Consider the following 26355-nt stretch of genomic DNA (forward strand, 5'->3'; position numbering starts at 1 on the left):
CGCCGCCGTTGTTCGACCACCGAGCCGTCGAGGTGCGGAACACCTCGACACGTCGAAGGACAACAATGAAACGACTGACAAAGGCGTCCGTAGTCGTTGCCGTGACCACCTTGCTGACCGGTGCGCTGACCGCGGTGGTGTTCACCCCGGCCGGGCACGCCGCGACGACCCGGTACGAGGCGGAGACCGCGCCGGCCACCTGTGACGGTGCGATCGCCACGAACCACTCCGGCTACTCCGGGAGCGGGTTCTGCGACCCGAACGGCGCCACCGGCGCCTCGGTGAGGTTCACCGTCAACGCCGCCGCCGGCGGCACCGCGACCCTGGCCATCAGGTACGCCAACGGCAACACCGTCGGCCGGCCCACGACCATCAGCGTCAACGGCGCGGCGGTGCAGACCGGGTCGGCGTTCGACCACACCGGGGGCTGGAGCACCTGGGCGACCAAGACCCTCACCGCCCCGTTGAACGCGGGCGACAACACCGTCGAGCTCTCCGCCACCACCGCGGCCGGGCCGGCCAACATCGACTACCTGGAAGTCACCACGAACGGCGGCACCGCGGCCAGGCGGATGGAGAGCCTCGGCCGCGGCGTGGTGGCCGTGCGGTCGAGCGACCGTGCCGTCCTGGTCAGCTGGCGGCTGCTGGGGCTCGACCCGACCGGGATCGGCTTCAACGTCTACCGGTCCACCGCGGGCGGCCAGGAGGTCAAGCTCAACTCCGGCGTGCTGACCGGGGGTACCAACTTCACCGACTCGACGGCCAACCTGTCGCAGTCCAACAGCTACCGCGTCCGGCCGGTGGTCGACGGCGTGGAGCAGGCGCCCAGCGGCGCGTTCACGCTGCGCGCCAACGCCGCGACCGAGCCGGTGGTGCGCGTGCCGCTGCGCGCCGGCGGCGCGGTGAAGTTCCTGTGGGTCGGCGACCTCGACGGCGACGGCGAGTACGACTACGTGCTGGACCGGCAGACGTCACCGCAGAAGATCGAGGCCTACCGCCGTGACGGCCGGTTCCTCTGGCAGGTCGACATGGGCCCCAACAGCACCGACCAGAACAACATCGAGGGTGGCTCGGCCACGATCGACGTCGGCCACAACGACGGTGTCACGGTGCAGGACCTCGACGGCGACGGTCGCGCCGAGGTGGCCGTGCGGATCGCCAACGGCGTCACCTTCGGCAACGGCGTCAGGTTCACCAACAGCGACAACAACCGGCAGTTCATCGCCATCCTCGACGGCATGACCGGCGCCGCCCGCGCCACCGCGCCGGTGCCGACCGACTACCTGGCCGACGGCCCGATGTACGCGCGCTTCGGCGTCGGCTACCTCGACGGCGTCAACCCCAGCCTCGTGGCGTTCATGAAGAACCGGATCGGCAGCGGCGACTTCAACCTCATGTTCACCGCCTGGCGGTTCACCGGCAGCGCGCTGACCATGCAGTGGAAGTTCCTGCGCGGCAACCGGAACCTGCCCGACGGCCACAACACCCGGATCGTCGACGTCGACGGTGACGGCCGCGACGAGATCGCCGAGATCGGGTTCGTGCTCAACGGCGACGGCACCCTGCGCTACTCGCTCGGACCGGCCGGCGTCGTGCACGGCGACCGCTTCCACATCGCTGACATGGACCCGAGCCGCCCGGGGCTGGAGGGCTACGGCGTGCAGCAGGTCAACCCCAGCGGCCTGCGCGACTACTACTACGACGCCGCCAACGGCAACATCATCTGGCGGCACACCGAACCCGGCACCGCCGACGTGGGCCGCGGCATGGCGGGCGACGTCGACCCGCGCCACCCCGGCATGGAGGTCTGGGCGTTCTCGGGCCTCTACAACGCGTCCACCAACCGGCTCACCCAGTCCAGCACCTCGTTGCAGCCCTGGCCGCAGCTGGGCCTGTACTGGGACGGGGACATCACCATGGAACTGCTCAACGACGGCAAGTTCGAGAAGTGGAACCCGACCAGCCCCACCCCCACCAACAGCGTGCCGCGACTGCTCACGACCTCGCAGTACGGCGCGGTCGACGCGGCCCAGGGCAACTCGCCCACCATCTACGGCGACCTCTTCGGCGACTGGCGCGAAGAGGTCGTCTACACCAACGCCGCCTTCACCGAGCTGATCATCTTCACCACGAACCAGCCGAGCAGCACCAGGCTGTACACGTTGGCGCACAACCCGGCCTACCGCAACGCGATGACGCTCAAGGGTTACATGCAGTCCCACCACGTCGACTACTTCCTCGGAGCCGGCATGGCGACTCCGCCGCGTCCCGCCATCACCTACCCGGAGCGGTAGGCGTGCGCGCGACCCGGAGGAAGACCGCTTGACGTGACCAGAGGCGCCGGCCGGCCGCAGCCGAGCACGATCCCCGTGGCCGGCGCCGGCGCCAACCCGAGCTCCACGACTCCGCCGCCGCCACCTCTGGTCCACAGGCTCCCCCGACCTGGCTCAGGAGCGTGCACGGTGATGTCCAGGCGGGTGGCGAGGTCCCGTCATTGGACGACTCGTCCTGGGTGGCGGTCACCTGCCGCACACCTACAACGACGTGGACTCCTCCGACATGGCAGCCCGGCACCATCACCGCGGTCGGGTTGGACGCGAACGGCGTCGAGGTGGTCCGCACGTCCAAGACCACCACGGACGCGGCCACCGCCCTGCGCCTGACCGCGCACACCGCGCTTGCTGGTGCTGCGCGCCACGTCCAGCGGCCTGACCGCCGCCACCGTCACCTCCACCGCCTTGACCACGACGGGCAGCCTGACGACGCGGATGCCCGCCGGCTACTGACGACGGGACGCGCCCGCGCACGTCCGGCCCTCCCGGGAGTGGGCTGGACGAGTTGCCCAAGACCCCGGTAGCGGCCACTGCCTCCACCCAACGGAGGTGGCCGAGCCGGGGTCTTCGCCGTGCCACCCGCACCGTGCGACCGCGTGGAATTCCACGGCCTCTACGCCTTCCGCGCCCCTCGCCATGCCCTGGAAATTCCATTCTGCACCATCCGGAAATACCTCCGACGCTTTACACGAATAGGCGACTTCCGGTATCGGGAGAACCGCAGAGCAGATACTTGACCCATGAGCCGATTCAGTTCGATCGACTTTGTCCGCGCAGTCCCAATGGTATCCGGACCTGCCGGGGGCTCACCTTCTTCGTGACAGGAGCAACCCATGGACATCCGCCGTGTCGCGGCCTCGATCCTCGCCGTCGCCGCCGTCCACCCCGTCCCCGCCTCGAACCAGGTGGCGAACCCGGTGGCGGCGGCCGGCGGCGCCGCGCGCGACAACCCGTTCGCGCGTCCGGCCAAGGGGTATCCGGAGTACGCTCGGTGAGATCGCCCCAGTCCCCGGCGAAGCCGACCAGAGTCGATCACAAACCACTTCAGAGGGACGGGCCGATGCCGACGACCGACGTGCTCATGGACCGCTGCACCCCGGACAACGCTGGACAGGTCGAGACGCCCTGCCCCGTGTGCCCCCATCCGACGTACGCACACGACCCCATCGCCCGGCGGTTCTGCTCCGCGACCGAGGCCGGCGCGCTCACCCGCGGCTGCCAGTGCTCCAGCGAGTCGAGCGGCGCGACCTACGGCACGTCGGGGCGCGGGAACACCAAGGACCGGGCCGGTCGAGCCTGACGCCGGATCCGCGCCCCGGCGCGGACCGCCGACCGGGCGCGCGCCTGCACTCCAGCGACATCCGGGTGCACGTCGAGCACGCGGTCCAGCCCGGTGACGGTCAGCGGCATCAGGACCGCACGGGTGCGGGCGACGACGTAGAACCCCACTCCGCACGCGTCCGCCGCGGCCTGGACCTCCACCAGCACGCTGAGGCCGGCCGCGCCGAAGAAGCTCACCCCGACGAGGTCGACGACCACGTCCGGGCCGGCTTGGCCCACCTGGGCCAGGAGGCGGTCGCGCAGCTCAGGGGCGGTCGACAGGTCCACCTCGCCGGACACGGCGCACACGGTGGCGGAGGGTTGGAGGACGACGTCGAGCGAAAGCGGTCGAGCCGGATTTCGGACGGAGGCACTCATGAGAACCCTCTCACCTGAGCATGGCGTCCGCGTGGTCCGGGCGGCAGAACCGACGTGATGAGCATATAGCCACGCACGGTCGCCGTACAAGGCCATGTCAAACCCAATTCGAACTCATTTCTTGAAAACTTCCGGCAGCCCGACCCGAACTCATCCGAAAATCTGCCGAAATCGATATAGACAGTTTTCTTGCGGTAAAGTGCGACGTCCTGAGGGCACATCGAGCGCGCGGCGCCGCCGCGCGCTCACCAGGACAACCGTCCGGCCGGGTTCGGCCGGAGGCGGGAGCGCCGAGATGATCCCGAACCAGCCCGGTCCGTCCACCGACTCCACCACCGGCCGCGCATGCCGGTGGACGATGAAATCGCCCACGGCGGCACCGGGCCTCGTCGACGGCGGCTGGTGGCCCTGGTCCACCGACCCCGCGAACGAGTTCCCGCCGTTGATCACGGCCATGGCCGCGCTGGGGATGCGCGTGCTGCGGGTGTCCTACCACCTCGGCACGTGGGCGCCCACCGGCCGCCTGCTCACCGTGGGCGACACCGACGTGCGGTTGGAGGGCTTCCGCACCACGCAGCCCCACACCGTCACCATGATCGGACCGGGCCGCGCCCGGACCCGGCTGCTGGTGATCCCCCCGGCCACACCGGGCGGCGCCGCACGAGCCGCGTTGCGCGCCGCCGCCGACGTCGATTCGACCACCACCGCCGAGGACGTCCTGAGGTGGAACAACGTGCTCGTCGCCGGCCTGCGGACCGGCACCGCGGCCCAGCCGGGGTGGCGGACCGTCGACGCGGAGCCGACCGAGCGCCGGCAGGCCGACGGCGGGACGCGGGACCTGCGGGCGGCGCTGCGCGAGCCACGACCGCAACCGCGTGACGGGGAGGACAGGGCGGCGTCGTGACGCCCCACCAGCGCGGCCCGCACCACCGGCCGGCCACCCGGCACCGCGGTCGAACGGGTGCCGCACCGGCCGGATGACCACCGATGACGCGAGGCACCCGGCGCATCCGGGTGACAGCAGCGGCGGGACGGCACGGACCGGCCGCCGTCGGGATCGCGACCCCTTAGGGTGGGGCGTCCCTGATTCCCCGCGGGAACAGCACGTGCGTCGTGCTGGGCGACAGGCAAACTGGGAGGTCTCCGGGTGCCCCGGTACACCACCAGTCGGTTGACGCAGGTGAGCCGCTGGATAGCGGAGAAGGCCGTCGAACTGGACACGCCAGTCTCGATCGGCGCCCTCTGCCAGAGCGCAGTGGCACGGCTGGGTGTGAGCGGCGTCGTGCTGACGATGGACACCTCCGGTTGGCCGGAGCTCAGGTGCGCCACGGACGTGTTGGGCGAGCAGCTGACCGAGTTGCAGGTGACGGTGGGTGAGGGCCCGGCCGTGGACGTCTGGCGGGGCGGCGGCCCGGCGCTCGTCGCCGACCTCGACGCCCTGTCCAGCCAGGCGCGGTGGCCGCTGTTCGCGCCACTGGCCGTCGAGGCCGGGGCGGGTTCGCTCTTCGCCCTGCCGTTGTGCGTCGGCGCGATCAGGGTCGGGCTGCTGTCGCTGTACCGGGTCGAGGCGGGTCACCTCGACGGCCCGGCGCTGACCGACGCGCTGGCGTTCGCGGAACTGGCCCTGCGGCTGCTGCTGGACGAGCAGGTCGGCCTGGACGCGACCGGCGGCACCGACGACGACCTCCCGCTGCACAACCCCAGGGTGCACCAGGCCACCGGGATGGTCGCGGCGCAACTCGACGTGGGCATGGCCGACGCGTTCGCCCACCTGCGAGCGCGGTCGTTCGCCGAGCAGAGGCCGTTGAGCGACCTGGCGGCCGACGTGGTGGCCCGGCGACGACGATTCGACCGCGACGGGAACGACCACGACAACGGGCGGGACACGACCGGACTATGAAACACACCCGTGGAGGTGGCTTCGATGGACGGTGATCGTCTTGTCGAAACGTTCGTCGAACTGGCGGACACCCTGGTCGACGACTTCGACGTCATCGACTTCCTGCACATGCTCGCCGACCGGTGCGTCGAGCTCCTCGACGTCGACGCGGCGGGACTGCTGCTGGTCGACCACCAGGGCAGGTTGCAGTTGATCGCGACGTCGAACGAGCAGGCCCGGCTGCTGGAGCTCTTCCAGCTCCAGAACGACGAGGGACCGTGCCTGGACGCGTTCGCCGCCGGCACCAGGGTCAGCCACCCCGATCTGGCCAACGCGGCCGAGCGGTGGCCGAGGTTCACCGCGGCGGCCACTGCGGCCGGGTTCGCAGCCGTGGACGCGGTGCCCATGCGCCTGCGCAGCGAGGTGATCGGCGCGCTCAACCTGTTCCGGAACCGGTCCGGAGACCTGGACGCGACCGCCTTGCGGACCGCCACCGCGTTGGTCGACGTCGCCACCATCGGCCTGCTGCAACAACGCTCGATCCACCACCACCAGGTGCTGACCGAGCAGCTCCAGGCCGCGTTGACCAGCCGGGTGGTCGTCGAGCAGGCCAAGGGGCTGGTCGCCGAACGCCTCCAGGTCGACATGGACACCGCGTTCGCCGCACTGCGCGGCTACGCCCGCGGGCACAACCTCAAGCTGAGCCGAGTCGCCCACGACGTCATCGCAGGCGACATCAACACCCCGGAACTGCTCAACGCGCCCACCGGCGTCAAGCCACTCCGACGCTGACCGGACAACCGGTCGGTCAGCCGCGTGGTGGCCCCGTGCGGCCCCCGACCAGGTCCCGGAGCTGCGGGGTGGGCGTCAGGCCCAGGTCCACCCGCAGGAGGCGGCTGAACCGGTCGAACGCGTGCACCGCCTCGGATTGGTTGCCCTCGGCCAAGTGGACGCGGATGAGAGCGGTCTGGGCGCTCTCCCGCAGCGGGTCGGCTCGGACGACCACACCGGCCGCCGCCGCCGCATCACCGAAGCGCCGCGCCTCGACCAGGCCGTCCACCACCGCCTCCAACGCGTGGAGCCGGAGTTGGCGCCAGTCCTCGGCCTCGAAGGCGACCCAGTCGTCGTACCAGAGCGGCAGCAGCTCCGACGACAGCGTGGCGACCGCCTCCACGCCCAGGTCCACCGCGGCGTGCGGACCGGCTTCCAGCAGTCGGTGGGCGAGCGCCTGGGCGTCGCGCAGGTCGACCGAGACACCGGGTGCGAGTTCGAGGCTGGACGGGGTGACCAGCAACGTGTCCCGGCAGGCGCGGTTCATGCGGATCAACGTCGACCTCAGGGCCGCGTAGGCGTGGCCCTCGGTCGCGTCCGCCCACAGGGAGCCCGCCACCAGCAGCCGCCCCACCGCCCGGTGGCGCATCGCCATGAACGCCAGCAGCCGCTCCGCCCCTCCGGAGACCGGAATGGCGTCGGCTCCCCCGGTGAGCCGGAACCCGTCGAGGAGCACGATGCGCAAACCCGCTTGGCGCACAGGAGGCGCCAAGCGCACGTCCGGCGTCGCGAGTGGGCTCACGAGGCCGGTGTCGGTGTCGGTGTCGTCACGAAGAAGTTCGGAAAAGTGTTCACGGATGGCCTTTCGGCTTCATCTCGCACGTGTGCGCGGTGCCCGCGCGGTCGCTGCCGGATCAGAGCCGGTTGCGCCGGAAACCGTCGACTGACGTCCGTCGACCAGGTTACCAACGGGGGCACGGCGATTGGGCCGGCTCGCACATGCGCTGCCACCACACGACTCCACCACGCGTGGAGCTGGCACGCGGCCGGCCAAACCACCCGTTCGGGGAGTTCGTCGCGGAACCCCGAGGACGCGCAGAGCGACCCGGTCCCCTTCCAGGGCCGGGTCGTCGTCGGTCTGTCGTGTCCGCGGGTCATCTCGGCAGTGCCCGAGTGCTAGGACTCGCAGCTGCTGCGGAGGTCCGGCGGGACGCCGACGGGACCGCACGAGTCGGTGTTGTCGCCACCGTTGAGGGTGTCCTGGGCGAGGTCGGTGCCCGGCCCGCTGAGCGTGTCGTTGCCCGCGGAACCGTTCAGGGTGTCCGTGCCGAGGTCACCGTTGAGGAAGTCGTCGCCCACCTGGCCGGTGAGTGTGTCGTCGCCCGCGCCGCCGTGGATCGTGTCGATGTACGCGCTGCCGGTGATGGTGTCGTTGCCACCGCTGCCGTGGATCGTCTTGCCGGGGTTGGCGCTGGTGCAGTCGATCGTGTCGTTCCCGCCGGACCCGTACACCGTGGTGTCGTCCTGCGTCACGTTGGGACCGATGGTGCACGGAACCGCCGCCGACGCGACGCCGGTGCCCATGAAACCACCCATGACCATGATGCCTGCGGCCAAGATCGGGACGAGCTGTCGATTTCGCACTGTGTTCCTCCGTTTCGCGCTCCGGGAATTCGGATGACCACATCGTGTTCCGCGAGGCGTTACCGGCGCGTGACGCCATCACGGGCACACCACCGCCGGTCACCCGGATGCGAGTGCACCCACTCCCGAATGCCGTGGAAGCCGCTGTTCGAGGGCTTTTCCGAGCGGTCCACGTGCCGTGTCGAACGCCCGGCCGGGAGGCGCGCACCTCACGCACTGCCGCCGGCGGGGGTGCTCGTCCACTCACTCGGAGGCCTGATCACACCCCGTCGGGTACTGGCCGCACGCCCGTGCTGTGGGAAACTGGGCCCCCTTGGTCGTTCGCCCCGGACCCCGGTGAACCAATCGATGTCCCGTTGGCGACGCGGAGGTCCTGATGATGGAGCCCGACACCCCACCTCCCTTCGGGGACCCGGGCCTGGATCGGCCCTGGACCATTCGGGGACGGGTCGCCATGGCCGACGTCGAGTCCCTGGTGGCGTTCACCGCCGACCTCCGGTCGCTCGACCACCGCTACGGCGGAGGCCGCTGTCGTGGCGCCGCGGTGTCGCGCCTGCCGTTCGCCCTGGCGCTGCTCGACTTCCCCGCGGCCGTCCAGGTCGCCGAGCTGCTGCGCGCCGCCGTTGCCGACCTGCACAACCTGGCGGGGTGGTCCTCCTTCGACACGGGGCGGACGGGCGCCGCGGCACAGCACTTCCGCACGGCGCTGACCGTGGCGGCACGGGGCGATCACGCGTCGCTGACGTCCAACGTCTACTACCGGCTCGGGCGGATGTCGTTGCACCACAACGACATCGGGCGGGCGATGGCCGAGTTCCGGCTCGGTGAACGGGCCGCCGAGGCCGGGGGCTCGGCACTGGCGGCATCGGTGATCTCCGCGAACCAGGCGTGGGCGCACGCGCGCGCGGGACGTTCGGACGAGGTCGCGATATCGCTGGCGCACGCGCGGGAGGCCTTCATGCTGGCGGCGGACGAGTCCGTACCGCCCTGGGCGGCGTTCTTCACCGCCACCGACTTCACCGCGATCACCGGCGTCGCCTACACCGAACTGGCCCGGACCGCGGACCCCCGGTACGCCGAGTTCGCGGCGGCCGTGCTGTCGACCGCCCTCGACGGCTACGGGCCCGACATGGCGGCAGCCGCGCGTTCAGCCTCATCTCCTTCGCCGTCTGCCACCTGCTCGACGACCAGGTGGAGGCGGCGGTCGAGTTGGGCAACCAAGCGGTCGACCGGTGCGAAGTCCTGACCTCTACCCGAACGGTCGGGCGACTGCGACCGCTGCGCGACGAGGCGGCACGGCGCCGCACCCACTCCGGGGCACTCGCGCTGGCGGCGCGGATCCGCGCCTTCCGCCCCGCCGGCGCCCGCCCGGGCCCGACGGCGGCGTGACCAACCGGTCGAGCGCCGGGTGCCGGGAACGACGAGTCGATGCTCGTCGGAACATCCCAGCCGGTACGCCCATCCAGGCGACTGCGACGCCGATCAACGCAACCGCCGACAACTGCGTGGGCAGCTCCCCCGCGGTCGCCAACTGCACCGGCTGACCACCCGATCCACTTCGGATTTCCGTCGAGGGGCCCGCACGCAGTCTGGGATAGCATCCCGGCGGTGATCGTGCCGCCGGGTCCGCCCGGTATCAGCGGCATTCGAACGGAATGGGGCGCCCGCGTTGGTTTCCCGGCCGGATGGACTCGTGCTCGACCCGGAATTCTTCCGCGACCCCTTCCCCGCCTACGCGGCTTGCCGGGCGGAGGGCGGGGTCCACCAGGCGGTGCTGCCCGGTGGCCCGACCGCGTGGGTGCTCACCCGCTACGAGGACGCACGGGCCGCGCTCGTCGATCCCCGCCTCAGCAAGGACCTCAGCGCCGCCGGCGCCCTGTTCGAACGGCACACGCGCGGCTCGACCGGCGGCGGGGGCAGCTCGGCTCCGGTCATCAGGCACATGCTCAACTCCGACCCGCCGGACCACACCCGGCTGCGGCGCCTGGTCGGCCGGGCGTTCACCGCACAGCGGATGTCGGCGCTGCGCCCCGTCATCGAGCGGATCACCGGGGAACTGCTCGACGTCCTCGCCGAACGCCACGGCGTCGTGGACCTCATCAAGGAGTTCGCCTTCCCGTTCGCCACGGTCGTGCTGTCCGAGCTGCTCGGCGTGCCGGAGGACGACCGCGACGACTTCGCCCGGTGGGCGTCGGCCGCCGTCGACGGCACCGGGGCCGCGGCGCCCGACCCGGACCAGGCCGGTCTGCGGACCCTGGTCGGCTACCTGGCCCGGCTCGTCGCGGCCCGGCGTGCGGAGCCGGGAGACGACACGCTCAGCCTGCTGGTCGCCGCCAACGCCGACGCGGACCGGCTGACCGACGTCGAACTGGTCATGACGGCGTTGCTGCTGCTGGTCGCCGGCCACGACACCATGGTCGGCCTGATCGGCAACGGCGTCTTCGCGCTGCTCGGAGATCCGGACCAGCGGGCCGCCCTGCTCGCCGATCCCGCCGTGGTCCCGGGCGCGGTCGAGGAGCTCCTGCGCTTCAACGGTCCGGTCAACTTCAGCACCCTGCGCTACACCACGGCCGAGGTCGGGATCGGCGGTGTGACCATCCCGGCGGGCGAGTTCGTGGTGGTCGCGCTCGGTTCGGCCAACCACGACCCGCACCGGTTCACCGAACCCGACCGGCTCGACCTGCGCCGACCGGCCGGCGGCCACCTGGCGTTCGGGCACGGCACCCACTACTGCCTCGGCGCCCCGCTGGCCAGGCTGGCCGGCGAGGTGGCCATCCCGCGGTTGTTGGCGCGCTTCCCGGACTTGCGACTCCCGGCGGACGCGACCGAAGTGACCTGGCTGACCAGCGGCCTGCTCCGTGGTATGGAAAGCCTTCCGGTCCTGCTGGACCGGAAGGACCCCACCAGGAAGGGAGATCGATGAAACCGGCACCCGAAGTGGCGTTCGGCGACACCGGCCGGGAGACCCCCGGCGACGACGGCGCCGCGCGTCAGCAGGAACTCGTCGACGAGGTCTGCGGCTACCTGCTCGGCTCGTGGAGCATCTGGTTCCCCGGCAAGTGATCACCTGACCGACCGACGGCGTCCCCGGTCGACGCGGCCTGCCCGGCGTGCCGGGCAGGCCGCGTCGCGAAGGACCGGATCGGGTCCGACTACCCGGTCTTGATCACCCGCCGCGGCCGCCGGGGTGCGCGTGGCGGCCCGAACACGTCACGACAGGTGCCGCACACCGTTGCCTGGACCGGCATCGTCACCTGCTCGCCGTCGACGTCCGGCCGGGGGTTGTCGCGCACCCAGTCGGCGAACGTGCCGAACTGCCAGTACGGGACGCGCGGATCGCGTTGCGTCACGGCCGCCACGCCGTGCGGACCGTTGCCGTCCAGGTTGCCGATCCGCCGGTAGTCGATCGGCCAACTGGTGCCGGAGCAGTAGACCCAGTCGCCCGCGGGGTACAGGCTCGCCGACGCCTTGATCGGGCACCGCAGGTCGGCCAACGAGCGCTGCTGCTGGGGCAACGTCTCGTACCAGCGCTTGGCCCGACCGGAGTCGGACACGGCCGGCCGGGCCATCCACTGGATCCGGTCGTGGACACCGCGCCGCTTCGCCTCGGCGACGAGGTTGCGCAGTTCGGCGTCGGTGCGGACCAGTTCCACGTCCAGCACCACCGGGTTGCCGATGATCTCGTGGTGCAGGGCGGCCACCGTGAGCACGTCCGACGCCGACACGAACGGGACGTGGAACTCACCGGAGCTGATCTTCACCTGGTCCTTGGGGCTGTCACCGAACCCGGTCCGGCGCAGGCGGACGAGCAGGTCGCGCGCGGCCGCTTCGTCGTTGCCCCAGAAGCCGTTGGTGAACGGGCTGACCAGCGGCACACCCAGTGCCTTGAGCTCCGCGACCATGTCCACGACCAGGTCCGGGTACAGGAACGGCTCGCCGCCGGAGAGGCCGATGTCGGTGACACCGAGCCCGATCCACTCGCGGAGGTGGTCGCCGGTCTGCGACCAGCCGAGGCAGTCCGCCGACCGCTTCGGGCCGCTGACGTTGTAGCAGTGGGCACAGGCGGCGTTGCAGCGGTAGGTCAGGGTGAGCCCGAGCGCCCGCGGTCGCCACAGCGGGTACACCACATCGGCCAGCCCGGCGGCGGATCCGGCCAGCGCCCGGCCCTCCGGCGAGTGCAGCAGCGACCGGAACTCGTACCGGCCGAGGCCGTGGAAACCGGTGAGCGCCTCGGCCCGGCGGTGGAAGCGGTCCTCCCGGTCGGGCGGGAGGGTCCAGTCGTGGCGGGCGGCCAACCGCCGCGTCACGGTCCAGACGTCGTCGTCATCCCACACCGGCCGGACGCGCACCGACCCGTCCTCGGCGGAGACGGCCAGCGCGCTCGCCGGACCGCCGCTCGTCCCGACGCCGGTACCGGCGGGCGAGATCAGCACCCGGGTTCCGTCCACGTAGAAGTGGCGTTGGATGCCCTGCCGGGCTCCGGGATCGCGCGCCAGCAGCAGCGCGGCCTCCTCGGCGGCCACCAGACCGAGTTCGGCCTTGTGCCGGTAGGGCGCCTCCGCGTCCGCCAGGTCGTCCAGCACATCCCAGTGCCCGGCGCGCAGTGCCTCGCGCAGGGTCGGCGGGGACGGGATCACCTCCGCGTCAGTCTTCCGGGGGCATGTAGTCGGCGCTCTCCAGCACGGTCACCGTGACGCCGTCGACGGTGAACGCGTCCGGGACGGACGCCTCGGGGGTGGGCGGCATGTAGTCGGCGCTCTCCAGCACGGCGATGGAGACCCCGTCCACCTCGATCGGCGCCGCCGACGCCGTCACGCCGGTCAAGGTGATCCCCGCGGCGACCAGACCCGCGAGCGTGGCCGCAGGGACCGCATGGCGAATGTCCATCGACGAACCTCCCCATTGACAAAGAGAATGCGCGGCCCGACGGCCCGCGCCCGCACGGTACCGCAATCGGTCACCGAGCAGAGTTGCCGATAACCGCCCGGTTTTCGTGGCCGGCACCGCTGACGCGAAGACCCGATTCGTTTAGCCCACTCGCCGGGAAGGGTCCTGCTCCCCTTGCCGTACCGACGCGGAAATCGTGGGCGAATGGCTCGCGGTCACGGCGCCGCGAGCGTCAATTGGGAAAAAATCAGTTCGGTGAACCGATCGGGTCCGGGGCGGCGGTGATCACGGTCGCGGCGCGGTCCGCCCGTAGGCCCGTCCCGGCGGAACAGCGGCCGGGACGTCGACCTACGAGGTGGTCACTCGTGCTCGCCGCGCCCGGGCAGGACGTCGACCACCGCCGTGACGGGTCCCGCGGCGGTCATGCCGGTGACCGTCACCTCGCCCGGCTCGTCGGTCGCACCGGGTGGCAACGGCTGCCAGCGGACGGCGATGTCGGTGATCTTGTTGGTGGCGGTGGTGAGCAGGTGGACGGAGGAAGGCAGCCTCGGCGCGGTGCGCACCGCGGTCGCGGTGTGGACGGTGTCCTGGAGGACGTGCTTGGCCCGGCTGGCGTTGAAGACGTCGATGGAGGCGTGCGGCTCCCACGTGTTCGCCAGTCCCGGCACGGCCCGGAACATCGTCTGGAACCCGGCCGGCTCCCAGACCAGCACGCCGGCGCCCTTGTTGTCGACCACGTCGTTGGCGGCCTGGAAGACCCGCTGGATGGCGTCGGCCTGTCCCTGGATCGTCCGGGGGAAGGGCGAGTCGGGCATCGGCGAGCCGTCGCCGCCCGAGGCGGGGTAGGCGGTCTCGGCGATGTCGATCTTGTAGCCGGGGTGGGTGGTGGCCATCGTGTTCAGGTTGACGTCCAGGGCCTCGGGCGTGCCGTGCCACTCCGAGTAGTACGAGATGGCCAGCACGTCGGGGTCCTGCCCCTTGGCCTTCACCCGGGTGAGGAACTGGTGCCAGAACTCCATGGTCTTGGCGAGCCGGTCCTTGCCGACGATCACGTGGATCTCGACCTCGGACTTCGGCGACGCGTCGCGGACCGCCTTGATCCCGGAGGCGGCCAGGGTCGTGAACCGGTCCCACGCCTGGTCGTAGAGCCGCTGCTCGGCCGGGTCGGTCGACCCCCAGTACCGCCACAGCAGGCCACCGCCGGGCTTCGCCTGGTAGACGTCGGCCTGGTCGACGAAGTACGGCGGGCTCGTCGTGCCGATGAGGGCGGCCTCGCTGCCGTACAGGAACCCGTTGATGATCTCGTTGCCGACGGCGACCTTGTCCGGCGTGGTGCCCTGGCGGACCAACTGGCGCAGGTGGTCGGCGGTGAAGTCGTACACCGCCCGGTTCAGGTCCTCGAACTCCAGCCCGGCCCAGGCGCGCGGCTTCGGCTGCTTGCCAGGGTCCGCCCACGAGTCCGCGTAGTGGTAGTCGATGCCCAGGCCCATGTTCCGCTGCTTGATCCACCGCGCCGACGTCAGCGTGCGCTGCGGACCCTGGCGCGGTACTGCGGTCGGTTGACCTGTGCTCTCGCTGCGCGGCTCGTTCCACACCCGCAGCCGGGCGTGCTGCATGCCGCGGTCCTTGACCACGTCCAACTGGTGCGGCCCGGCGCCCCGGTCGGCGGCCAGGGGGTGGACCCAGTACTCGCGGGACTGGTGGTCGTCCACCCAGGACAGGTCGGCGCCGAGGACGAGGTCGTCGCGCAGGTAGTTGAAGACCTGGAGCTCGCTGACGCCGGCCCGGGCACGACCCGGTCCACCGGTGAACGCCAACCGGACGAAGCGCGTCGCCGGTCGGGTGAACAGGTGCACCTCGCCCCGCGACGCGGCTCTGCTGTGCGACCTGTCGGCCACCGCCTTCCACAGGCGACCGTCGGTCGAGACCTCGACGACGTACCGGTGGACCACGCCGCGCTCCGGGAACACCACCTTGACCTTGCGCAGGTTGTCGTAGGTGCCACCGAGGTCGACCGTCAGCCACTGCCGGGCACCGGCGCGGTCGGGGTACCAGGACGTCGCCGGGTCGCCGTCGATGGCCTGGCCGGCGGTCGACGACCCGCTGCTCGCCGTCGCCGAGGCCCAGGGCTTGGCGGCGATGTTGCTCTCGATCGGCTTGATGTCCGCGGTTCCGTGGATGGCACCGGCGGACGCGGGCACCATGAGCATGCCCGCGGACACCGCGGTGGCCAGTGTCGTCAGGCCCGCTGTGGCGCGGGCCAGGCGCTTGTTGCGCATGTCCTTCTCCTGAGGATGAGACTCGACGGCTTGGTGGTCGAGCGGTGCCCCGACCGGTGCGGTGTCAGACGCGCCGGCGGGTGAAGCGCTGGTTGGGGCTGCCGGCGTTGTAGGCGTACTGGGCGATGCGCGCGCCGTCCGCGGTGGCGCGTTCCCAGACGTCGAGGGCCAGGCCGGTCTGCCGGTTGACCAGGCTGATCACGTCGCCGCCGTGGTCGACGACCCGCCACTGCTGGTCGGCCGCACCGGTGGCGGTCTGCTGGGTGACGTCGGTGCCGGAGCCACTGCCCGCCTGGAGCACCAGGCCGCTGTGCCGTGCCTTGATCGTGACGTGGCCGTCGCCGGTGTCGGCGAACTCGAACTGCTGGTTGGCCCCGCTGCCGGCCGTCCACTGGATGAGCCGGGCGCCGGGGGCGGTGGACGCCTCGTTGATGTCGGCGGCCTTGCCGCTGTGCTGCGCGATCAGGGTGTAGGCAATGGGGCCGCCGGGGGTGGTGCCGAGTTGGGCTTCCCATCGGGTGTTGGTGCCGGAGGCGTCGGCGGGGAGGCGGTCGCGGGCGGCGGTGTCGCCGTACATGGTCCAGCGGGCCCAGTCGACGACCGTCCTCGGGAAGCGCTGGTCGCTCCAGAAGCTCGTGTGACTGCCACCGACGAAGGTCAGGAACGCCTTCGGCCAGGTCATCTCCGTGTACGCCTGCCGGGCCGAGGAGTACTGGGTGGTCGTGTCGCGGTCGCCGTGGACGAACAGGACCTTGGCATTGACCGAGGAGGACGGGTTGCCCATGTCCACACAGGACTGCGGGTTGGCGGAGACGATGCGGCTGTCGGGCCAGGAGGTCAGCAGCCCGTGGGTGACCATGCCGCCCAGCGAGTGCCCGGACACGCCGACGCCGGCTCCGGTGTCGATGTGCCCGGCCAGCGGTCCGCTGGTGTTGAGGGCGAGGGTGTTGGTGAGGATCTGGGAGACGTCCTTGGAAGTGTTGCCGTTGTTGACGTCGCCGAAGTTGTGGTTGAAGTGCGGTGCCGGGACGATGAAGCCGGCGGAGGCGAGGGCGCGGATGATGAACAGGGAACCCTGAGGGCTGCTGCCGAGGCCGTGGGTGAAGTTGTAGACGGGGAAGACGCCGTTCGCGACCGGGGCGTCGGTGACGGGGTTGCCGCCTGCGGTGCCGGTGGCGGGGTAGTAGACGTAGGTGGTGCAGGGGCGGCTGCCGCGGGTCCAGTTGTACCGGCGCACGCCGACCGCGAACGGTGTGGCAGGCGCCGTGCCCAGCGGTCCGAGCGGTGCGGCGAAGGCTTGTCCCGCGCCGAGCAGGGACAGGCCCACACCCGCCGCCCCGGCCGCGCTGATGGTGAGGAACTTCCGCCGTTGCATGGTCATGGACGACTCCTCGGGTGCGGGGACGGTCGTGGGTTCCGGTGGCGTAGTCAGGGGAGCCATCGGATGTTCGGGTTGATCCGGCCGTTGCGGTCGAAGACGGCCTGGTTCTCCCAGCCGTTGCCGGAGTTGGCGATGTCGGCGGGGTCCCAGCCGTTGCCGGGCACGGCGTGCCAGGTGGGTTCCCAGTAGAAGACGCCGGTCGCGCCCGCGTTGCGGGAGGTGTTCTGCACGGCGGCGAAGTCGGCCTGCTGCCCGGCGGGCGTGGCCGGGTGGCCGGCGCAGGGCTGCGAGGAGGTGATGATGTTGGCGGTGCCGTCGTGGTTCGCCGTGGTGTACGGGTAGGCGGTCTCGGCGAGGATGACCGGCTTGCCGTACCGCGACTTCATGTCGGAGACGACAGCGGCCATCCCGGACATGCCGCCGTGCCAGTAGCAGTAGTAGGACAGCGCGGTGACGTCCCACTGGACGCCCTGTGCCCGGATGCCGTCGTAGAACCAGCGGGCGCCGCTCTCCACCCTCGCGGTGTGGATGACCACCTTGGTGCCGGCGTTGCACGCCTTGGTCGCGTTGTAGCCGGCCTTGAGCAGCAGCCCCAGGTTGGTGAAGTTGTTGTTGTCCACCCGGCCCTCGGGCCACAGCATGCCGGTGTTGATCTCGTTGCCGATCTGCACGCTGTCCGGCACGGTGCCCTGCGCCTTGAGGCTGGTGCACACGTCGTGGGTGTAGTCGTAGACGTCGGTCTGCAGCTGCCCGATGCCGTGGTTCGCCCAGGCGGCGGGCTTGAACTGCTTGCCCGGGTCGGCCCAGGTGTCGGAGTAGTGGAAGTCGACCATCAGCTTCAGGCCCTTGGCCTTCACCGTGCGCGCGTACTGGAGCACCTTGGCCTTGTTGTTGTAGCCACTGACCGGGTTGTTCCAGATCCTCAACCGCACGTAGTCGACACCGGCGGCCTTGAGGATGTCCAACGGATCACCCTGCGTGCCGTTGGCGTAGTAGTACTTCGCGCCGAGCTCGACGGCCCGCTGCAACGTCGACACGTCCGCGCCCCGCATGATCGAGCCGTCCCCGGCGTCGCCGGTCGTGACGTCGAGGTAGTCGACGTTCCCGAGGCCCGCGGCGGTCGTCGCGGCCAGCCGCACGGTGTTGTGCCCCGCGTCCAGCCGCACGGTCAAGGTCTTCGTCGCCCAGGTGGTCCACGCGCCGGTGGCCTCGAACGCCGCCCCGGGCTGGGTCACCGACCCGTTGACACCCACGTCGCCGGGCCGGTCGGCGCCGCTGCCGTTGGCGTAGCGGAAGGACAGCGTCGCCGGGCCTGCGGCGGTCGCGTCCACCGCGAACTGGACCGCGCTGCCGACGGCGTTGGACGTGTCGCAGAAGCCACCGCCGGAGTAGCCGGAGTGGTTCGAGGCGACGACACCACCGCACACCGACGGTGCGGACTCCGCCTCGTACCGACTCGTCGCGGCGGTCGCGTCGACCGTCGGCCCGGCACCGGTACCGGACGGCGCGGTCGTCGCCGACGAAAACTCCGGTAACGCCGGCGGAGCACCATTGGCGGCGGCCGGGATTGGGGCCGCGGCGACTCCCGTGACCAGGACCGATGTCGTTGCGATGAGCAGTGCACGCATCAACTTTGATTTGTGCATGGCGATTCCGTTCGTCGGAGGGACTGATTGCGCGGGGTTTCCCCGGAGGGTGCGGCAGGCGGGCCTGGGCGAGGTCGCGGTCGCTGTGAACGTGCACAGTAGCGGGGTGCGTCATGTATGTAAACACACCAAAGTGGGAGGTGAAAGCCGTGCATAGGGCATCGATACCGCTGTGCACGCTCCCACCAGATCACCCGTTCAGTCGAATCACGGCTTCTCAGACACCCTTGTGCCGAAGTGCCGGAGCGGCACCGCGTCCACCCTGCCGGAAACGTCCGTGAGCAGCCGGTCCAGGTGCGCCGGGAATGCATTCGACACATTCATTCGACCATGGTTCGAAAGAGCACCAATTGAGACGGCTTGTCCGACGAATGGTGGAGGGGTTGACAGGAGGCGGCGAGCTTCCTAATGTCTGACCGACGATTGGATCGTTTCAACCCGAAGGAGCGACGATGCCCTCCGAGGTCCGGGAATCACCTGGTAGGGCTTTGTCAGGTGCTGTTGAGTTCCGGTTTCGGTGGGTTGGTCATGGCCTGGACGGGTTGTCGGCAGGGGTGGCAGGCGCCGGTCCAGGCCACGAGTAAGTGCTGGGTTCGCGCAGGACGGCGTAGAGGGTCGGTCCTGACCAGATCGCGCAGTCGGATGTCGACGGGCGGGGTGGAGAGCCGGTAGTCGGTAGCCTCGGTTCCACCGGTGGGCCATTCGGCCAGTAGCCGGCACTCGGGCAGGGTGCCGTCGTCGGCGCGGGGATGTTGCGGTCGGCCGGACGCACCCGCAGCGCCAGGAAACGCGAGCGCATGGTCGCGGTCGGGTTGCCGCTGGTTTTGCGGGAGCCGTGGCGCCAGACCACCAACCGCCCCGCCGAGCGCCCCTGCTCGGTGACCAGGGTCTTGGCGGTGACGGGCTTGTCCGGGTAGGTCGTCCTGACCGGTGCGCGGCCGGTGCCGGAGTAGACCGGCGCAACCGGGGCCGACGAGGCGGGATGCAGGCCGGTGGAGGCCGGGACCGTCGGCGCGTAGGTCAGGCCGCGGTCGGCCAGCCCTTGGCGGAAGGCGGTGTCGTCGCCGTAGGCCGAGTCGGCCACCACCGGCCGCCGCGGCACGCCCCGGTCGACAAGCTCGTCGATCATGTCCAGCGCCAGGCGCCACTTCTCCCGGTGCCGCACCTCATCCGGGATCGCGCAGCGGATCCGTTTGCGGACGATCTCCGCCGCGGCTTGGACCAGCTCCGTGCCGACCGGCAGGCAGCCTCCGCGACCCGTCCTCGGTCCGATCGCACGACGCCTCATCCGCCATTGCCGGGTCCTCACGCCGCGGTCGGCGCGTCACCGTTGCGGCACACGTCGCCTGGTGTCGCCAATCGCCGGCCGGCAGGGACCATCGGATCCGGGCGAACTGCTGGAACCCGGGCACCGCGTAGTCGCCTCGGCCAGGCTGCGCCGTCCGGGCGACACGGCCCGATTCCCGGCCCAAGTAGGGGTTGTGCGCTCCTACGCTGCCGGCGGAGCGACGAGAGGAGCCGGGCCATGTCCGTTCCGGAGGAATCGCGCAGACACCACAACACCATCCCGGGCACCATTCACGGCGATGTCGTGCAGGCCTGGTCGACGGGGGACGTGCACTTCCACGCCCCCGTGCCGGCCCACCGGGATCCGTGGCTGGCCTTGGCCGGGGCCTTGGCGCTGGTGACGGGGCTCGGCCTGCTGGTGCCGCTCACGATGTTCGGCGGTTTCGTCCTGTTCTCGGGATACAACCCCAAGTCCTTACTGAGGTCGGTGATGGGCGAGGCGCTGCCGCTGTGGGGCAACGCCCTGGTACTGCTGCTGGCCGGCTACCTCGCGGTCAACCTGGTCCACACCGGGTGGGACCTGGTGGGGCGGCGGAACCAGGCATGGCGGCGGGACTCGTTCGCCGGACAGTCCTCGCTGTGGCTGTCGCTGCTCGTCCCGACGCTGGCCCTGGTGAACGAGACCGATCCCGAGAGGGGGCAGGACTTGGCCTTGGCCTTGGCGGTGCTGATCGGGACCGCGGCCGCGGCGGCGATCACAGCCGCGGCGCGGGCGTGCACAGGTGGTGCTCAGCGCAGGCCGGGCCTGGCCATGACGGCCGGCGCGGGCGCGGTGGTGTGGTTCGGACCGGCGTTGTGGGTGCTGTGGGCCTTCTCCGGTGCACCGCTGCCGTGGCAGGTGATCGCAACGGCGGCGCTGTTCTGCGGCGTGGCCGTGCCCGTGCTGGCGGTCACGGCCATGGACGCGACGCGCGGCGCGTTGGTGCTGCGTGGATGGGCGTTCGGGATCGTGCTCGTCGTCGTGCTGGGCCTGGCGGCGCTGGACTGGATCTCGGTCCTGACCTCGCCGCTTCCCCTCTTCTTGTCGCCGGCAGGCGCGGTGCTCGTCGTGCTCGTGGTGTCGGGGATGCTCACCAGGAATCGGCGGCACGTGGCCCGCGGGCCGGGGAGCGCAACAGGCACCGGTTGAACGCCTTCGGTCGCTCGACCTGACGAAGTCCTACTAGGCGTCGCGGTACTTGTCCCGGACCTCGGGCAGCTGCCGGAAGCCGGCCGACCGGTAGGTGGCGACGGCGCCGACGTTGACGCTCGGGGTGCAGACGATCGCGCTCGACGAGCCCAGTTGCCGCAGCGCGGCCGCCGCGGCGACGGTGATCGCCTTGCCGTAGCCGCGACCGCGGTGGTCCCGGTGCACGCCCATCGGTTCGAGCAACCCGGGCCTGCCCGGACCGGCCGACCACACCGTCACCGCCGCGACCGCCTCGCCCCGGTCGTCGTGGGCGACCAGGCACCGCGCGTCGGCGTACGGCGATCCGGCCACCATCGCGTGCCAGCGCTCGTCGGTGAACGTCGACCCGTCGAACGATGCCCGCTGCACTTCGGCCCGCACGGCCGCCCGCTCCGCACCGATCACCTCGATCCGCACGCCGGGGTCCGGCACCGGCCCGGTGAGGTCGCGGTGCAGCGGCGTCCACGGCTCGTCGTCGTGCCAGCCGGCCTCGGACAGCAGGTCGTGGACCAACGCGTCCCTCGGCGCCTCGACGTTCACCCTCCCCGCCGGCAGCACGCCGCGTTCGGGCTCGGTCACGTCCTCGACCAGTCGGCGCGCCAACTCCGCGTCCCGCCGGGCGTCCGGCGCGATCGTCAGCCGCAACAGCTCCGGACCGTCCAGCAGCCCGACGGCGAGGATCCGCCCGTCCCGGTCCCAGGTCCGCACCGCCGCGGCCGTCGCCTCCGCACCGAACCGCCAGAACCAGCCCAGGTCCCCGGGGTGCAGCTGCATCGGCGCCCCTTCGCGCTGCCACTCCCGCAGCACGCCCGCAGCCGCGTCCAGCCCGTCGACCCCGGGGTCCCCCAGCACGATCGCCATGCCGCCGATCACACACCAACTTGCCGAGCGCCCGCACCCGATTTCTCCCGGCAGGGTCCGCGAACACCGGTTCGAGTGCGCGGCCGCCGGTCGTGTGCGGCGGCAGTCTCGTACGAGTGGTTCGACCGGCGGGGGAAATGCGGTGTCGGCGCAGCAAGTCAGATGATGAGGCGTGGACGCCCTTCCGTGCACGCGGTCGCGTCGTCGCGCGGTGCTGCGCGGCGTGTCCTTCGAGGTGCCGCCACGCTCCCTGGTCGCGCTCGCGGGCCGGTCCGACGTGGGCAAGTCCACGGTCCTGGCGCTGTGGCGCTCGCCGCCGGACAGGACGCACCCGCGGTCGCCGACCTCGGTGTCCAGCTCAGCGGGCAGGCGTTCGAGGACCGCCGAATGCGCGCTCCTGGTCATCGCGCACCGGCCGTCGACCCTCCGCAACGCCGACCGCGTCGTGCTGCCCGACGGGGGCCGGGTGGTGGCACGGGGAACGCCCGCGCAGTTGCTGTGCGACAGCGAGTTGTACCGGCGACTCGCCACGTGACGCCGCGACCGGCGGAGCGCGCGTCCGGCCAATGCCACCGAACGGCCGATCCCGGCCACGGCGCCACCTGCGTACATTCCGACAGATCAGTGAATTTCCCACTGCGGGAGTGCAGATGAGGAAACTGTTCAACAGGCGGCGGGTGCTCGCCGTCGCTGCCGCCCTGCTGGTCGGCTCCGTCCCGACCGCCACGACCGCCACGGCTTCGGCCGAGTCCCAGCCGACCGACTTGGTGAGCCACCTGTCCCTGGAGGAGAAGGTCGGCCAGCTGTTCGTCACCTACGCCTACGGGGCCACGGTCGACACGGCCGACCCCGCCTCGGTGGCCGCGAACCGGCGTCAGCACGGCGTGGACAACGCCCGACAGCTCATCGAGAAGTACCACCTCGGCGGCGTCGTCTACTTCGCGTGGTCCGGCAACACCGCCGACCCGGCCCAGGTGGCCGGGCTGTCCAACGGCATCCAGCGGGTGTCCGCGATCCCCGCGCTGGTGAGCACCGACCAGGAGCACGGCGTGGTGTCGCGGATCGGCGCGCCGGCCACGCTGTTCCCCGGCAACATGGCGCTCGGCGCCGCCCGCGACCCGGCGTCGGCGGGCACCGCGGCCGAGATCGCCGGCCGCGAGCTGCGCGCGATGGGCGTCAACCAGGACTTCGCCCCGGTCGCGGACGTCAACGTCAACGCCCTCAACCCGGTCATCGGGGTCCGTTCGTTCGCCGAGGACCCCGGACTCGTCGCCCGGCTGGTGCACGCCCAGGTGCGCGGCTACCAGCGGGGCGGCGTCTCGGCCACCGCCAAGCACTTCCCGGGCCACGGCGACACCGCCGTGGACAGCCACACCGGCATCCCGGTGATCGGTCACAGCCGGTCGGAGTGGGAGCGGCTGGACCTGCCGCCGTTCCGCCGCGCGATCGCCGCCGGCGTCGACTCGATCATGACCGCGCACATCGTGGTGCCCGCGCTCGACCCGTCCGGCGACCCGGCCACCCTCTCCCGACCGATCATGACCGGCATCCTGCGCGAAGAGCTCGGCTACGACGGCGTGGTGATCACCGACTCGCTCGGGATGGCCGGTGTCCGGCAGAAGTACGGCGACGACCGCGTGCCCGTCCTGGCCCTCAAGGCGGGCGTCGACCAGCTGCTCATGCCGCCGAACATCGACCTCGCGTTCAACGCGGTGCTGACCGCGGTGCGCAACGGCGAACTCACCGAGGACCGCATCGACCAGTCGGTCCGCCGGATCCTGCGCATGAAGGCCGGCCGCGGGCTGTTCGACGACCGCTTCGTCGATCCCGCCCGGCTGCCGGACATCGTCGGAACCAAGCGCAACAGGCAGGTCGCGCAGCGGATCACCGACCGCACCACCACACTCGTCCGCAACGCCGCCGGAACCCTCCCCCTGCGCACCCGCCCCACCTCCGTCTTCACCACCGGCTGGGGCACGACCGCCGACCCGGTGCCGCAACGGCTCGCCACCGCCGTCGGCCGACGTGCCGCGTCGGCGACGTCCCTGGCGACCGGTGCCAACCCGAACCAGGCGATGATCGACCGGGCCGTCGCCGGTGCGGGCGGCGCCGACCTGACGGTCGTCGCCACGAACAAGGCCTGGGCCGACACCGGGCAGCAGAACCTGGTGAAGGCACTGCTCGCCACCGGCAGGCCGGTCGTGGTCATCGCGGTCCGCGACCCGTACGACATCGCGTACTTCCCCGACGCCCCGACCTACCTCGCCACCTACTCCTACACCGAAGTCTCGGTCGAGTCGGCCGTGCGGGTGCTGTACGGGGAACGCGCGCCGGCGGGGAAGCTGCCGGTCACCATCCCGGTGGCGGGCGACCCCTCGACCGCGCTGTACCCGTTCGGCCACGGCCTGACCTGGGAGGGCTGAACCGATGCGCGAGGCCGTCCGCCGACTCCTGACCGCCGCCGCGTGCGGCCTGCTCGTCACGAGCGCGCCCGCGGCGGCGCACGAGGGGCGATCCCCGGCGCCGTTGACCGTGATGTCCTACAACATCCACTCCGGCGTGGGCGTGGACGGCCGGCTCGACCTGGCGCGCGTGGCCGCCGAGATCAGGGCCTCCGGCGCCGACGTGGTGGGCCTCCAGGAGGTCGACGTCCACTGGATGGCGCGCAGCGGCTGGCGCGACCAGGCGGCGGAACTCGCGGCCGCGCTCGACATGGACGTCTACTTCGCGCCCATCTACGACCTGGAGCCCTTGGCGCCGGGCGAGCCGAGGCGGCAGTTCGGTCTGGCGGTGCTCAGCCGCCACCGCGTCGTCGCGGCGGAGAACCACTGGATCACGAGGCTGTCCACGCAGGTACCCGACCCGACCCCGGAGCCGGCGCCGGGTTTCCCGGAAGTCGTGCTGGACGTGCGCGGCGAGCGCGTCCACGTCTACAACACGCACCTCGACTACCGCGCCGACCCGGCCGTGCGACAGGCACAGGTCGCGGACATGCTCCGCGTCGTGGCCGAGGACCGGGGCGAGGCGAGGGTCCTGCTCGGTGACTTCAACGCGGTCCCGGACGCACCGGAACTGGCTCCCCTGTGGGTGGAACTGGTCGACGCGTGGGCGATGACCGACCCGTCCTCCCCCGGCGCGACCTACCCGGCGCAGGCGCCCACCAAGCGCATCGACTACGTCGCCGCCGCGTACCCGGCGCGGGTGCGCGACACCCGGGTGATCACCACGGAGGCGTCCGACCACCTGCCGGTGGTGGCCGACCTGACGATCTCCCGACGACGCGGGTCTCCTTGGGACGGGCCGCTCCCCCACCACCGGCTGCGCGACGGCACGCCCCACCAGGCCGGTCTGCTCGCCGAGCACGTGGACCGACTGGTGCCGACCGTCGAAGCGGGCGTGCGGTCCACCCCGCCCGCCTTCCCCGGCGGTGTCGTCCTGGTCGCGCGCAACGGTGTGGTCGCCGAGCACGCCGCCGTGGGCGATGCGCTGCGCCACGGGACCGACGGCACGGAGCTACCGCCCGATCAGCGCATCCCGATGCGCGAGGACACCATCTTCGACCTGGCGTCCCTGTCGAAGCTGTTCACCACCGCGGTCGCGCTGCGGTTGGTGGAGCGCGGCCTGATCGACCTGGACGCGCCCGCCGCCCGCTACCTGCCGGAGTTCGGCGAGAACGACAAGCAGGACGTCACCGTCCGGCAGCTGCTGACCCACACCGCCGGTCTCCCCGCCGGCCTGGCGCTCGGCTCGTACCCCACGATCGACCAACGGCTGGCCGCCGTCTACGCGGTGGCGCCGCGTGCGCCGCCGGGCACCCGCTACGTCTACTCCGACCTGAGCCTCATCGTCGTGGGCAAGATCGTCGAACGCGTCGCCGACCGGTCCCTGCCGGAGCTGGTCGCCGCGGAGATCACCGAACCGCTGGGCCTGCACGACACGATGTACACCCCGCCCGCGCACCTGCGGCCACGCATCGCCCCCACCCAGCACCACGGCTCGCGCGGCCTGATCTGGGGCGAGGTGCACGACTCGACCTCCTGGTACCTGGGCGGGACAGCAGGACACGCCGGTCTCTTCGGCACCGCACGCGACCTGGCCGTCTTCGCCCAGATGCTGCTCAACGGCGGCCGCTACGGCGACCGGCACGTCCTGCGCCCCGAGAGCGTGCGAGCGATGACGAAGAACTGGAACGCCGCCATCCCGGGCGCCGACCGAGGCCTCGGCCTCGACCTGGGCAAGCCGGCCTTCATGGGCATGCTGACCACCCCGTACACCGCGGGCCACACCGGCTACACCGGGACGTCCCTGGTCATCGAGCCGGAGAGCCGCTCCTTCGTGCTGCTGCTGACCAACCGGGTCCACCCGACCGCGGCCGGTCCGGCGACCAACCCCTACCGGCACGCCGTGGCCGACCACCTCGCCCGAGCCGTCCCGGACCACTGACCCGCCTCGCCACGACGG

Annotated in this window: 23 protein-coding genes; 13 read left to right on the top strand and 10 right to left on the bottom strand. The window is 71.4% G+C overall.

All coding sequences use genetic code 11. The features are described 5' to 3' along the window. Nucleotides 1-101: 101 nt before the first annotated feature. The 3 genes from AB0K14_RS32990 to AB0K14_RS33000 all read left to right on the top strand — a co-directional run bounded on the left by AB0K14_RS32990 (nucleotide 102) and on the right by AB0K14_RS33000 (nucleotide 3633). Nucleotides 102-2294 (top strand): carbohydrate-binding protein, encoded by a 2193-nt coding sequence (locus AB0K14_RS32990; RefSeq protein ID WP_360457945.1) that lies wholly within the window; start codon nucleotides 102-104, stop codon nucleotides 2292-2294. Nucleotides 2295-3166: 872 nt separating this feature from the next. Further along, entirely contained in the window at nucleotides 3167-3328 is a 162-nt protein-coding gene (locus AB0K14_RS32995; protein ID WP_360457942.1) for a hypothetical protein, read from the top strand. Nucleotides 3329-3414: 86 nt separating this feature from the next. Beyond that, nucleotides 3415-3633: an RGCVC family protein gene (locus AB0K14_RS33000; RefSeq protein WP_364339799.1), complete on the top strand. Its 219-nt coding sequence runs from the start codon at nucleotides 3415-3417 to the stop codon at nucleotides 3631-3633. Here AB0K14_RS33000 and AB0K14_RS33005 read toward each other — a convergent pair. Beyond that, entirely contained in the window at nucleotides 3582-4127 is a 546-nt protein-coding gene (locus tag AB0K14_RS33005; protein ID WP_364339741.1) for an STAS domain-containing protein, read from the bottom strand. The genes AB0K14_RS33000 and AB0K14_RS33005 overlap by 52 nt on opposite strands. Before the next feature lie 262 nt (nucleotides 4128-4389). Between AB0K14_RS33005 and AB0K14_RS33010 the strand changes: the two genes are divergently transcribed. From AB0K14_RS33010 to AB0K14_RS33020, 3 genes are all read left to right on the top strand, one after another. After that, on the top strand, nucleotides 4390-4935 hold the full coding sequence (locus AB0K14_RS33010) for a DUF5994 family protein (protein WP_360457934.1): 546 nt from the start codon (nucleotides 4390-4392) through the stop codon (nucleotides 4933-4935). Between the two features lie 243 nt (nucleotides 4936-5178). Next, nucleotides 5179-5931 (top strand): GAF and ANTAR domain-containing protein, encoded by a 753-nt coding sequence (locus tag AB0K14_RS33015; protein ID WP_360457931.1) that lies wholly within the window; start codon nucleotides 5179-5181, stop codon nucleotides 5929-5931. Nucleotides 5932-5955: 24 nt separating this feature from the next. Further along, complete coding sequence (locus AB0K14_RS33020) at nucleotides 5956-6702, top strand: GAF and ANTAR domain-containing protein (RefSeq protein WP_360457928.1); 747 nt, start codon at nucleotides 5956-5958, stop codon at nucleotides 6700-6702. A 16-nt stretch (nucleotides 6703-6718) separates the two neighbouring features. Here the strand turns inward: AB0K14_RS33020 and AB0K14_RS33025 are convergent, their stop codons facing one another. Next, the gene (locus AB0K14_RS33025; protein WP_360457925.1) at nucleotides 6719-7483 is read right to left on the bottom strand and encodes a BTAD domain-containing putative transcriptional regulator; all 765 of its coding nucleotides are present in this window, start codon (nucleotides 7481-7483) and stop codon (nucleotides 6719-6721) included. 374 nt (nucleotides 7484-7857) lie between these two features. Beyond that, nucleotides 7858-8277 (bottom strand): hypothetical protein, encoded by a 420-nt coding sequence (locus AB0K14_RS33030; protein ID WP_364339746.1) that lies wholly within the window; start codon nucleotides 8275-8277, stop codon nucleotides 7858-7860. 502 nt (nucleotides 8278-8779) lie between these two features. Here AB0K14_RS33030 and AB0K14_RS33035 point away from each other — a divergent pair. From AB0K14_RS33035 to AB0K14_RS33045, 3 genes are all read left to right on the top strand, one after another. Continuing rightward, on the top strand, nucleotides 8780-9571 hold the full coding sequence (locus AB0K14_RS33035) for a hypothetical protein (RefSeq protein WP_360457919.1): 792 nt from the start codon (nucleotides 8780-8782) through the stop codon (nucleotides 9569-9571). A 447-nt stretch (nucleotides 9572-10018) separates the two neighbouring features. Then, the gene (locus tag AB0K14_RS33040) at nucleotides 10019-11248 is read left to right on the top strand and encodes a cytochrome P450 (RefSeq protein ID WP_360457916.1); all 1230 of its coding nucleotides are present in this window, start codon (nucleotides 10019-10021) and stop codon (nucleotides 11246-11248) included. Continuing rightward, nucleotides 11245-11388 carry a hypothetical protein gene (locus tag AB0K14_RS33045; protein WP_360457913.1) on the top strand — a complete coding sequence of 48 codons (144 nt, stop codon included), beginning with the start codon at nucleotides 11245-11247 and terminating at the stop codon, nucleotides 11386-11388. Before AB0K14_RS33040 ends, AB0K14_RS33045 begins: the two co-directional genes overlap by 4 nt. Before the next feature lie 89 nt (nucleotides 11389-11477). On the opposite strand, the gene AB0K14_RS33050 is transcribed toward AB0K14_RS33045, so the two are convergent. From AB0K14_RS33050 to AB0K14_RS33075, 6 genes are all read right to left on the bottom strand, one after another. Continuing rightward, the gene (locus AB0K14_RS33050) at nucleotides 11478-12962 is read right to left on the bottom strand and encodes a radical SAM protein (protein ID WP_360457910.1); all 1485 of its coding nucleotides are present in this window, start codon (nucleotides 12960-12962) and stop codon (nucleotides 11478-11480) included. Nucleotides 12963-12969: 7 nt separating this feature from the next. Next, nucleotides 12970-13212, bottom strand: a complete 243-nt coding sequence (locus tag AB0K14_RS33055; protein ID WP_360457907.1) for a hypothetical protein — start codon at nucleotides 13210-13212, stop codon at nucleotides 12970-12972. 359 nt (nucleotides 13213-13571) lie between these two features. Then, a complete protein-coding gene (locus AB0K14_RS33060) occupies nucleotides 13572-15491 on the bottom strand; it encodes a glycosyl hydrolase 53 family protein (protein ID WP_360457904.1) in 1920 nt (639 codons plus the stop codon). Between the two features lie 64 nt (nucleotides 15492-15555). Beyond that, the gene (locus AB0K14_RS33065; protein WP_360457902.1) at nucleotides 15556-16872 is read right to left on the bottom strand and encodes an RICIN domain-containing protein; all 1317 of its coding nucleotides are present in this window, start codon (nucleotides 16870-16872) and stop codon (nucleotides 15556-15558) included. Nucleotides 16873-16919: 47 nt separating this feature from the next. After that, nucleotides 16920-18500, bottom strand: a complete 1581-nt coding sequence (locus tag AB0K14_RS33070) for a glycosyl hydrolase 53 family protein (protein ID WP_360457899.1) — start codon at nucleotides 18498-18500, stop codon at nucleotides 16920-16922. Nucleotides 18501-19044: 544 nt separating this feature from the next. Further along, nucleotides 19045-19806, bottom strand: coding sequence for a transposase (locus tag AB0K14_RS33075; RefSeq protein ID WP_360457896.1), 762 nt, complete (start codon nucleotides 19804-19806; stop codon nucleotides 19045-19047). Between the two features lie 237 nt (nucleotides 19807-20043). Between AB0K14_RS33075 and AB0K14_RS33080 the strand changes: the two genes are divergently transcribed. Further along, on the top strand, nucleotides 20044-20994 hold the full coding sequence (locus tag AB0K14_RS33080; RefSeq protein ID WP_360457893.1) for a hypothetical protein: 951 nt from the start codon (nucleotides 20044-20046) through the stop codon (nucleotides 20992-20994). Between the two features lie 33 nt (nucleotides 20995-21027). Here AB0K14_RS33080 and AB0K14_RS33085 read toward each other — a convergent pair whose 3' ends face one another. Then, entirely contained in the window at nucleotides 21028-21894 is an 867-nt protein-coding gene (locus tag AB0K14_RS33085; protein ID WP_360457890.1) for a GNAT family N-acetyltransferase, read from the bottom strand. Between the two features lie 172 nt (nucleotides 21895-22066). On the opposite strand from AB0K14_RS33085, the gene AB0K14_RS33090 reads away from it, so the two are divergent. The 3 genes from AB0K14_RS33090 to AB0K14_RS33100 all read left to right on the top strand — a co-directional run bounded on the left by AB0K14_RS33090 (nucleotide 22067) and on the right by AB0K14_RS33100 (nucleotide 26337). After that, nucleotides 22067-22429, top strand: a complete 363-nt coding sequence (locus AB0K14_RS33090) for a hypothetical protein (protein WP_360457887.1) — start codon at nucleotides 22067-22069, stop codon at nucleotides 22427-22429. A 115-nt stretch (nucleotides 22430-22544) separates the two neighbouring features. After that, complete coding sequence (locus tag AB0K14_RS33095; protein WP_360457884.1) at nucleotides 22545-24317, top strand: glycoside hydrolase family 3 protein; 1773 nt, start codon at nucleotides 22545-22547, stop codon at nucleotides 24315-24317. 4 nt (nucleotides 24318-24321) lie between these two features. Beyond that, entirely contained in the window at nucleotides 24322-26337 is a 2016-nt protein-coding gene (locus AB0K14_RS33100; protein WP_360457881.1) for a serine hydrolase, read from the top strand. Nucleotides 26338-26355 lie beyond the last annotated feature (18 nt).

The sequence above is a fragment of the Actinosynnema sp. NPDC050801 genome (assembly GCF_040673975.1).
GTDB lineage: Bacteria > Actinomycetota > Actinomycetes > Mycobacteriales > Pseudonocardiaceae > Actinosynnema.

Excerpts from the sequence above, each read along its gene's own strand:
- AB0K14_RS33030 (WP_364339746.1), bottom strand. The coding sequence starts at position 8,277 with ATGGGTGGTTTCATGGGCACCGGCGTCGCGTCGGCGGCGGTTCCGTGC.
- AB0K14_RS32995 (WP_360457942.1), top strand. The coding sequence starts at position 3,167 with ATGGACATCCGCCGTGTCGCGGCCTCGATCCTCGCCGTCGCCGCCGTC.
- AB0K14_RS33020 (WP_360457928.1), top strand. The coding sequence starts at position 5,956 with ATGGACGGTGATCGTCTTGTCGAAACGTTCGTCGAACTGGCGGACACC.
- AB0K14_RS33085 (WP_360457890.1), bottom strand. The coding sequence starts at position 21,894 with ATGGCGATCGTGCTGGGGGACCCCGGGGTCGACGGGCTGGACGCGGCT.
- AB0K14_RS33035 (WP_360457919.1), top strand. The coding sequence starts at position 8,780 with ATGGCCGACGTCGAGTCCCTGGTGGCGTTCACCGCCGACCTCCGGTCG.
- AB0K14_RS33100 (WP_360457881.1), top strand. The coding sequence starts at position 24,322 with ATGCGCGAGGCCGTCCGCCGACTCCTGACCGCCGCCGCGTGCGGCCTG.
- AB0K14_RS33095 (WP_360457884.1), top strand. The coding sequence starts at position 22,545 with ATGAGGAAACTGTTCAACAGGCGGCGGGTGCTCGCCGTCGCTGCCGCC.
- AB0K14_RS33070 (WP_360457899.1), bottom strand. The coding sequence starts at position 18,500 with ATGCGTGCACTGCTCATCGCAACGACATCGGTCCTGGTCACGGGAGTC.
- AB0K14_RS33045 (WP_360457913.1), top strand. The coding sequence starts at position 11,245 with ATGAAACCGGCACCCGAAGTGGCGTTCGGCGACACCGGCCGGGAGACC.
- AB0K14_RS33060 (WP_360457904.1), bottom strand. The coding sequence starts at position 15,491 with ATGCGCAACAAGCGCCTGGCCCGCGCCACAGCGGGCCTGACGACACTG.
- AB0K14_RS33005 (WP_364339741.1), bottom strand. The coding sequence starts at position 4,127 with ATGGCCTTGTACGGCGACCGTGCGTGGCTATATGCTCATCACGTCGGT.
- AB0K14_RS33080 (WP_360457893.1), top strand. The coding sequence starts at position 20,044 with ATGTCCGTTCCGGAGGAATCGCGCAGACACCACAACACCATCCCGGGC.
- AB0K14_RS33065 (WP_360457902.1), bottom strand. The coding sequence starts at position 16,872 with ATGACCATGCAACGGCGGAAGTTCCTCACCATCAGCGCGGCCGGGGCG.
- AB0K14_RS33000 (WP_364339799.1), top strand. The coding sequence starts at position 3,415 with ATGGACCGCTGCACCCCGGACAACGCTGGACAGGTCGAGACGCCCTGC.
- AB0K14_RS33055 (WP_360457907.1), bottom strand. The coding sequence starts at position 13,212 with ATGGACATTCGCCATGCGGTCCCTGCGGCCACGCTCGCGGGTCTGGTC.
- AB0K14_RS33075 (WP_360457896.1), bottom strand. The coding sequence starts at position 19,806 with ATGAGGCGTCGTGCGATCGGACCGAGGACGGGTCGCGGAGGCTGCCTG.
- AB0K14_RS33010 (WP_360457934.1), top strand. The coding sequence starts at position 4,390 with ATGAAATCGCCCACGGCGGCACCGGGCCTCGTCGACGGCGGCTGGTGG.